Source organism: Mesorhizobium sp. M7A.F.Ca.CA.002.09.1.1, from assembly GCF_003998555.1.
Classification (GTDB): Bacteria; Pseudomonadota; Alphaproteobacteria; order Rhizobiales; family Rhizobiaceae; genus Mesorhizobium; species Mesorhizobium ciceri.
This window is the reverse complement of sequence record NZ_RZRR01000196.1, coordinates 1-7374: the sequence shown is the minus strand read 5'-3', so window position 1 is coordinate 7374 and position 7374 is coordinate 1. Positions and strand designations below refer to the sequence as shown.

General features: G+C 63.6%; 5 protein-coding genes. 3 read left to right on the top strand and 2 right to left on the bottom strand.

Annotated elements, in window-relative coordinates:
- Positions 1–208 (top strand): TonB-dependent receptor (locus EN994_RS11370; protein ID WP_127307539.1); only part of this gene is annotated, 208 nt, incomplete at its 5' end.
- An 80-nt stretch (positions 209–288) separates the two neighbouring features.
- Here EN994_RS11370 and EN994_RS11365 read toward each other — a convergent pair.
- Entirely contained in the window at positions 289–5103 is a 4815-nt protein-coding gene (locus EN994_RS11365; protein ID WP_063169466.1) for an NAD-glutamate dehydrogenase, read from the bottom strand.
- A 136-nt stretch (positions 5104–5239) separates the two neighbouring features.
- Here EN994_RS11365 and EN994_RS11360 point away from each other — a divergent pair, with 136 nt between their 5' ends.
- On the top strand, positions 5240–5803 hold the full coding sequence (locus EN994_RS11360; RefSeq protein WP_063169467.1) for a peroxidase-related enzyme: 564 nt from the start codon (positions 5240–5242) through the stop codon (positions 5801–5803).
- A 138-nt stretch (positions 5804–5941) separates the two neighbouring features.
- Positions 5942–6265 carry a hypothetical protein gene (locus EN994_RS11355; protein ID WP_013529006.1) on the top strand — a complete coding sequence of 108 codons (324 nt, stop codon included), beginning with the start codon at positions 5942–5944 and terminating at the stop codon, positions 6263–6265.
- Between the two features lie 9 nt (positions 6266–6274).
- On the opposite strand, the gene EN994_RS11350 is transcribed toward EN994_RS11355, so the two are convergent.
- Positions 6275–6889: a LysE family translocator gene (locus EN994_RS11350; protein ID WP_024504201.1), complete on the bottom strand. Its 615-nt coding sequence runs from the start codon at positions 6887–6889 to the stop codon at positions 6275–6277.
- Positions 6890–7374 lie beyond the last annotated feature (485 nt).

Below are 7374 nucleotides of genomic sequence, written 5' to 3'. Positions count from 1 at the left end.
AACCTACGGGGATGACGCGAACACCATTTCGATTGGCGGCTACGCACTGGTGGATGCGGCGATTAGCTACAAGATGACCAAGGACGTGACGTTGGCCTTGAACGCAACGAACCTGTTCGACCGGAAGTATCTGACAACCAGCTATTACGGGACCGAATTCTACGGCGACCGGCTGAAAATCGTCGGCACCCTCAAACATTCCTGGTGAGCTTGCTGAACGCCAAGCGCCGATAACATTGGAAAAGGCGCCACACGCACCCGACAACGCGTGTGGCAATCATCGACGGTTCACATCCCCGTCAGATCGCTCATCAGCCCCGACGCCACCGACAGCCGCGACACGGTGATGTCGCCGCCCTCGGTCAACGCCTGCAGCCGCTCGCGGATGCGCGCCACCCGCTCGCCGCCGGCGTCCAGCCAGGCAGCCACCGGATCGGCCGTCTTGGCGTGGCCGGTGAGCGCCGCCACCGCGATGCCGCGCCGTGCCGCATCGATCGTGTCGGTGGCGCGCGAAAGCGCCAGCTGATCGTAGTAGTCCGATGGCGTGATCGAGCGTGCGGCATCCTCGACACGCGGAATGCGGAAGGCATCGCTGACGGCGAAGAACGCCTTGGCCGCGGCGACGATATCGGCGCCGGCGGTGCGCGCCGTCAGCGCGATGTCGGGGATGAGTTCCGCCACCTCGCTCAGTGCCAGCTGCCCGGCCAAGCTTTCCGGCGCGCCGGCCTTGAACAGCCCATGCCGCTTCTCCTCGATGCGCTCGCGTGAAAAGGCCGGCAGCAGCGAAACGAGCTTGGGCTCCAGCGCCTTGCGGGCTTCCTGCAACTCGGCAATGCGCTGGCTGAGGGGTGCCGTGCCGGCATCGTTCTTCAGATACCAGCCGCTGGTCACATAGATCAGCCGGCTGACCATCTGATAGAGATCGAGCTGCACCTGGCCGTCGATCTGGTTGTCGAGCGCGTCGATCTCGCGATAGAGCGCCGGCAAGGCAAAACCGTCACGCACCACCGCGAAGGTCCGCACCACGTCGGCGGCGGTGCGCCCGGTGGCCTCCTGCAGCCGGTTGACGAAGGATGGGCCGCCGCGATTGACCAGATCGTTGGCGACGACCCGTGTGATGATCTCGCGGCGCAGCCTGTGGCCATGGATCTCGGCGGCGTATTTCTTCGCCATCTGGTCGGGAAAATAGCCCATCAGGTCGCGGTCGAAATGCGCGTCATCAGGCACGTCGCTGGCGACGATGTCGGAAAACAGCACAATCTTGGCATAGGCGAGCAGCACGCCGAGTTCGGCTCTGGTCAGCGGTTCGCCACGCGCTTCGCGCTCGGCCAGCGCTGCCGGCGACGGCAGCGTCTCGACGGCACGGTCGAGCAGGCCGCGCGCCTCCAGCGCCGTCATGAAGCGGCTCTGATGCGCGATGTCGGCGAGGCCGCGCTTGCGGGCGATCGAAAGCGCCAGCGTCTGCTGGTAGTTGTTGGACAGCACCAGCGAGCCGACCTCCTCGGTCATCTCGGCCAGCAGCTTGTTGCGTGCCGGGCGTGTCAACGACCCCTTGCGCATGGCGGAAGCCAGCGCGATCTTGATGTTGACCTCGACGTCGGAGCAGTTGACGCCGCCCGAATTGTCGATGGCGTCGGAGTTGCAGCGGCCGCCATTCATGCCGAACTCGATGCGCGCCCGCTGCGTGACGCCGAGATTGGCGCCCTCGCCGATCACTTTCGCCCGGACGTCGAGCGCGGTGATGCGAATGGCATCGTTGGCGCGGTCGCCGACCTCGGCATTGGTCTCGGTCGATGCCCTGAGATACGTGCCGATGCCGCCGAACCACAGAAGATCGACCGGCGCTTTGAGGATGGCGGTCATGATCTCGACCGGCGTGGCGGTGGTCTTGGCCAGGCCGATCGCCGCCGCCGCCGCCGCCGGCAAGGTGATCGATTTCTGGTTGCGCGAGACGATGATGCCGCCTTCCGACAGTTTCGTCTTGTCGTAGTCCTGCCAGCTCGAACGCGGCAGCGCGAACATGCGCTCGCGCTCGGCCATCGAGGCTGCCATGTCGGGATCGGGATCGATGAAGATGTCGCGATGGTCGAAGGCCGCGATCAGCCGGGTTTTCGGGGACAAAAGCATGCCGTTGCCGAACACGTCGCCCGACATGTCGCCGACCCCAACGACGGTGAAGGACGAGGTCTGGATGTCGCGGTTGATCTCGCGGAAATGCCGCTTGACCGCTTCCCAGGCGCCCTTGGCGGTGATGCCCATCTTCTTGTGGTCATAGCCGGCCGAGCCGCCGCTGGCGAAGGCGTCGTCGAGCCAGAAGCCGTGCTTCTCCGAGATCGCGTTAGCGGTATCGGAGAAGGTCGCCGTGCCCTTGTCGGCGGCAACGACGAAATACGGATCGTCCGGGTCGCGTCTGATAACGCCGGCCGGCGGGATGACGCCGTCGAGGCCGATATTGTCGGTGATCGACAGCAGGCTGGAGACGAAGTTCTTGTAGGCCGAAGTACCGGCCTCGAAGATCGCGTCGCGGCCAGCGCTCATCGGCAGCTTCTTCGGATAGAAGCCGCCCTTGGCGCCCACCGGCACGATGACGGCATTCTTGACCTGCTGTGCCTTGACCAGGCCGAGCACCTCGGTGCGGTAGTCCTGGGCGCGGTCGGACCAGCGCAGGCCGCCGCGCGCCACCGGACCGAAGCGCAGATGCAGACCTTCGACCTCGGAGCCGTAGACGAAGATCTCCCGCCACGGCCGCGGCGCCGGCAAGCCCTCGACCGCGTGCGAGTCCAGCTTGATCGCCAGCGACTGGCCCTTTTCTTTCGTATCGGCAACGAAATGATTGGTGCGCAGCGTGGCTTCGATCAGATTGAGGTAGCGCCGGATGATGGTGTCGTCGTCGATGTTCGGCACATCCTCCAGCGCATCCTTGATCTTGGCCTTGAGATGCTTTGCGGCCACCACGCCTTCGGTCTCGGCTGTCGGGCCAAGCCGGGCGATGAACAGCGCATGCAGGCCACGCGCTATGTCGGGATAGCGGTTGAGCGCGGCGGCGATGAAATCCTGGCTTTGCGGAATGCCGACCTGCTGCAGATAACGGCCATAGGCGCGCAGGATGGTGATCTCGCCAGACCACAGGCCGGCGGTCTGGGCGAGGCCGTTATAGCCGTCATTGTCGACGTCGCCGCGCCAGACGGAGAGGAACGCATCTTCGAACAGCGCGCCGCCATCGGTCAGGTCGATCGGCTGGCCGTAGCTGTTCTCAAGCTCCATGTCATGAATAAAGACTAAGCCGGGCCGATCACTATTGATCGTGCCGACCTGGTCGTCGCCGACCTCGAAAGTGCGCTCGCTGATGACGCGGAAGCCGATGTTTTCCAGCACCGGCACGCGGCGCGACAGCGCCACCGGGCTGCCGTGGTGATAGATCTTCAGCGATGCCTGGTGCGGCTTCTGCTCGGCATGGCGATAATAGTCGATGGCGATCGGATTGCCGGCGCTGATCTTGGCAATGCGCCCGGCATCGGCCAGCGCCACCGCCGCGCTGAACGAATCGCGGTAGCTTTCCGGCAGCCGCGCGGCAATCGCCTTCAAAGCCTGGTCGCCGCCACTGGCCTCGGCCGCATCGGAAAGGGCGTCCTCCCAGGTACGCACGATGTCGCGGATCGCCGCCTCTATCGTCGCTTGCTCGACCTTCGGCGTCTTGCCGCCGGAGCGGCCGATGATGAAGTGCACGCGCGCCAGCCCGCCCTCGGGAAAGGCCGGGTAGTAGGCCGACAGCCGGCCTTCGAATACGGTTTTCAGATAGGAGCCAATCTTCTCGCGCACGACGCTGTCGTAACGGTCGCGCGGCACGAAGACGAGGATTGAGACGAAACGGTCGAACTGGTCGGCGCGCACCAGCGCCCGCACGCGTGGCCGCTCGACCAGGCCCAGAATGGCGGCGGCATGTTTGCGCAGGATCGGCACCGGCACCTGGAACAGCTCGTCGCGCGGATAGCTTTCCAGCACGTTGATCAGCGCCTTGCCGGAATGATCGTGCCGGTCGAAGCCGGACTTGGCGATGATGGTTTCGGCCTTGGACCTGAGATACGGGATCTTCATCACCGAGCGCGTGTAGGCGGTCGAGGTGAACAGGCCGACGATGCGCAATTCGCCCGCGAGCGTACCCTTGGCGGTGTAGGTCTTGATGCCGATGTAATCGAGATAGATGCGGCGGTGCACGGACGACTTGGCATTGGCCTTGGTGACGATCAGCGGCTCCGGCCCATGCAGGAAGGCGCGGATCTCCGGCGTCGTCGTTACCGCTTCGGTGCCGCGCCTGAGCACCAGCACGTCGGGATCGGACAGGATGCCGAGGCCAGGCTTTTCAGCGCGCTCCAGCGTGCCGCTTTCCTCGCCGCCGGTGTATTTGAACTCGCGCATGCCAAGGAAGGTGAAATTGTCGTCGCGCAGCCACTCCAGGAAGGCGAGAGCCTCGGCAACGCTCTTCTTGTCGAGCGGCACGGCCGTATAGCGGAATTCCGAGATCGCCTGATCGAGGCGGGCCAGCATTGGCCTCCAGTCGTGAACGGCGGCATGAACCTGGCCAAGGATCTTGCGCAGCCGCTCGCTCAATCCGCTCGCCTGCTCGGATGTCAGCCGCGGGATGTGGACATGGATGACGCTCAGCCGGTCGTGGCTGCCATCGTCCTTGGCGAAATTGCCGTCGCCGAGGATTTCTTCCACGCCGCCCTTGCCGTGGCGCACGACGATAACCGGATGGGTGACCAGGGTCGGTTCGCCCGATGTCTCGGTGATCTCGCCGAGGATGGAATCGAACAGGAACGGCATGTTGTCGTTGACGACCGTGACAACCGTCATCGGGCGGCCGTCTCGCACAACGCCCGAATCGGCATCGACGGCGACGACGCACTCGCCTTTCCTGTGAGTGGCGACTGCCTGGCCGGCGAGATCGGCAGCCCGCTCCAGGTCGGCCACATCGTAGGGAGCAATGTCTTCAGCTGGCGCGCGGGCGAGCAGATAGTCTGCAAGCCTGGCTGGCCTTTCCTCCGCTTTAAGCGCTGCCGTGGCTTTTTTCTTCGGCTTGCTCGCGGATTTCACGCTGGCCATGACGCACGTCCCTCCCGTCGAATGCTTTTACGACTATGGTAGCAGATGACCGCTGTTTGGCGACAAAGGTTTGACGGCTTGCCAAGAATTATCGGAATTTGGCGACAAGATGCCGCGCAACGAGGAGAAATGACCCATGACCGGCAAAATCAGCGCGCTTGATCTTGGCCAGGGAGAGCTGAGCGAGGCGACAAAAACCTATTTCGCCAAATGCGAGGAGAAGCTCGGCCTCGTCCCCAACGTGCTCAGGGCCTATGCCTTCGACGACAAGAAGCTGCGCGCCTTCACCGACATGTACAACGATTTGATGCTGGGTGAGTCCGGCCTGTCGAAGCTGGAGCGCGAAATGATCGCGGTCGCCGTCTCCTCGATCAATCATTGCTACTATTGCCTGACCGCGCACGGCGCGGCGGTGCGCCAGCTCTCCGGCGATCCGGCGCTCGGCGAAATGATGGTGATGAATTTCCGCGCCGCCGATCTTTCGCCCAGGCAGACGGCAATGCTCGAATTCGCCGTCAAGCTGACGCAAGAGCCGGCCAAGATCGTCGAGGCCGACCGGGGCGCGCTGCGTCAGGCCGGCTTCACCGATCGCGACATCTGGGACATCGCCTCGACCGCTGCCTTCTTCAACATGTCGAACCGCGTGGCCGCGGCAATCGATATGCGGCCGAACGACGAATACCACGCCATGGCAAGGTGACGGATTGCGGCAGGATCCAGACCGGGGCGTTATATTAGCAGTGTCGCATTCTCGTTGCTTGTTTGCCGGTTTGGTCCGATGATCGGCAGGCGGCATGACCGCATGCCGGTTCGATGCCGCTCACCAAGGGAGGAGAACATGGCGAAGTATCTCTACGTCTATCATGGCTCGGGCAAGATGCCGACCGACGAGGCCGAGCGGAAGGCCGCAATGGACGCCTGGAACGGCTGGTACGGCAAGCTCGGCTCGGCTGTGGTCGACGGCGGCAATCCGGTCGGCATGTCGAAGATGGTGCTGCCCGGCGGCAAGGTCGAGAACAATGGCGGCAGCAATCCGGCCGCCGGCTACACGATCGTCGAAGCGAAAGACATCGACGATGCCGTCGCCAAGGCCAAGGACTGCCCGATCCTGATGAACCCGGCCTTCAGCGTCGAGATCGCGCCGATCATTGAAGTGATGTGACGCGCCGGCTCAGGACCGCGTCGCTATGGCGGCCGCCGCACCGGCCATCGTCGTGGCGCTGATGCGATTGGCGATCTTCATGGCGCGCTTGCTCTTCAAAAGCTTGCGCGCCTGTGATGCGGCGAGCACCCAGGCGAGATCGATGGCGACCAGCACCACGGCCATGGTCGCCGTCAGCTCGACCCAGCCGACGATGCTGACCGAAGCGAGGTCGATGATGGTCGGCAGCAGCGCCAGGTAGAACATCATGATCTTGGGATTGCCGAGCGTCACCGCCATGCCGGCGAAGAACAGTTTTATCGCCGAATCCTCGCGCGGCATCTCGCCCTCTTTTGCATCGACAGGCGCGGTCCACATCTTCCAGGCGAGGTAAGCGAGATAGGCAACGCCGACCCATTTCACCACGACGAAGGCGAAATGGAAGGTCTGCGCCACGACAGCCAGCCCGAACACCGCCAGCGATAGCCAGATGCCCTCGCCGATCCACATGGCGAGCAGGAACGGGAACACGTCGCGAAACCCTTTCGAGATGACGCGGGCGACAAGCGCCGCGATCGATGGCCCAGGCGAGCCCGCGGCAACGAACAGAGCGGCGGCGAAAATCAGGAGCGAGGTGGGGTGCATAACCGGGTCTCTGGTTGAAAACCTTCGATTTCGGATATTAACGCAAGTGGCTCGGCTGCGGTAGCACCGACAAAAGACCCTTGTCGGTCCGGCATGTCGCGGCTAGAAAGGCCATCGCGAAACAATTTTGAGCTTCACTTTGCCTACGTAACCGCCGGTCTCGCCAACTCCCCCGACACACTGCATGACACCGCATTTGCGGTATCTGTTTTCATGTTCATGTGTTCTTCTGGGCGGCGGTTCGAGACCGGTTTGGCACTGCTGAACCGTTGTTGCGCGCTGCCGCCCGTGACATCCGATTTCCAATCATAGCAAGCGACCGCCACGCCGCGCCCGCATGGGCATCTCGACATCGCCGGCCTGATGAACTTCCCGACGGGAAGGGCTTATCGGCATGTCTGGACTTCTGCGTATCCACTGGGCAATCGCACCCCAGACCGCACCTCGACCGCTCATCAATTGCAACCGCTGCGGCACCGTGAGGG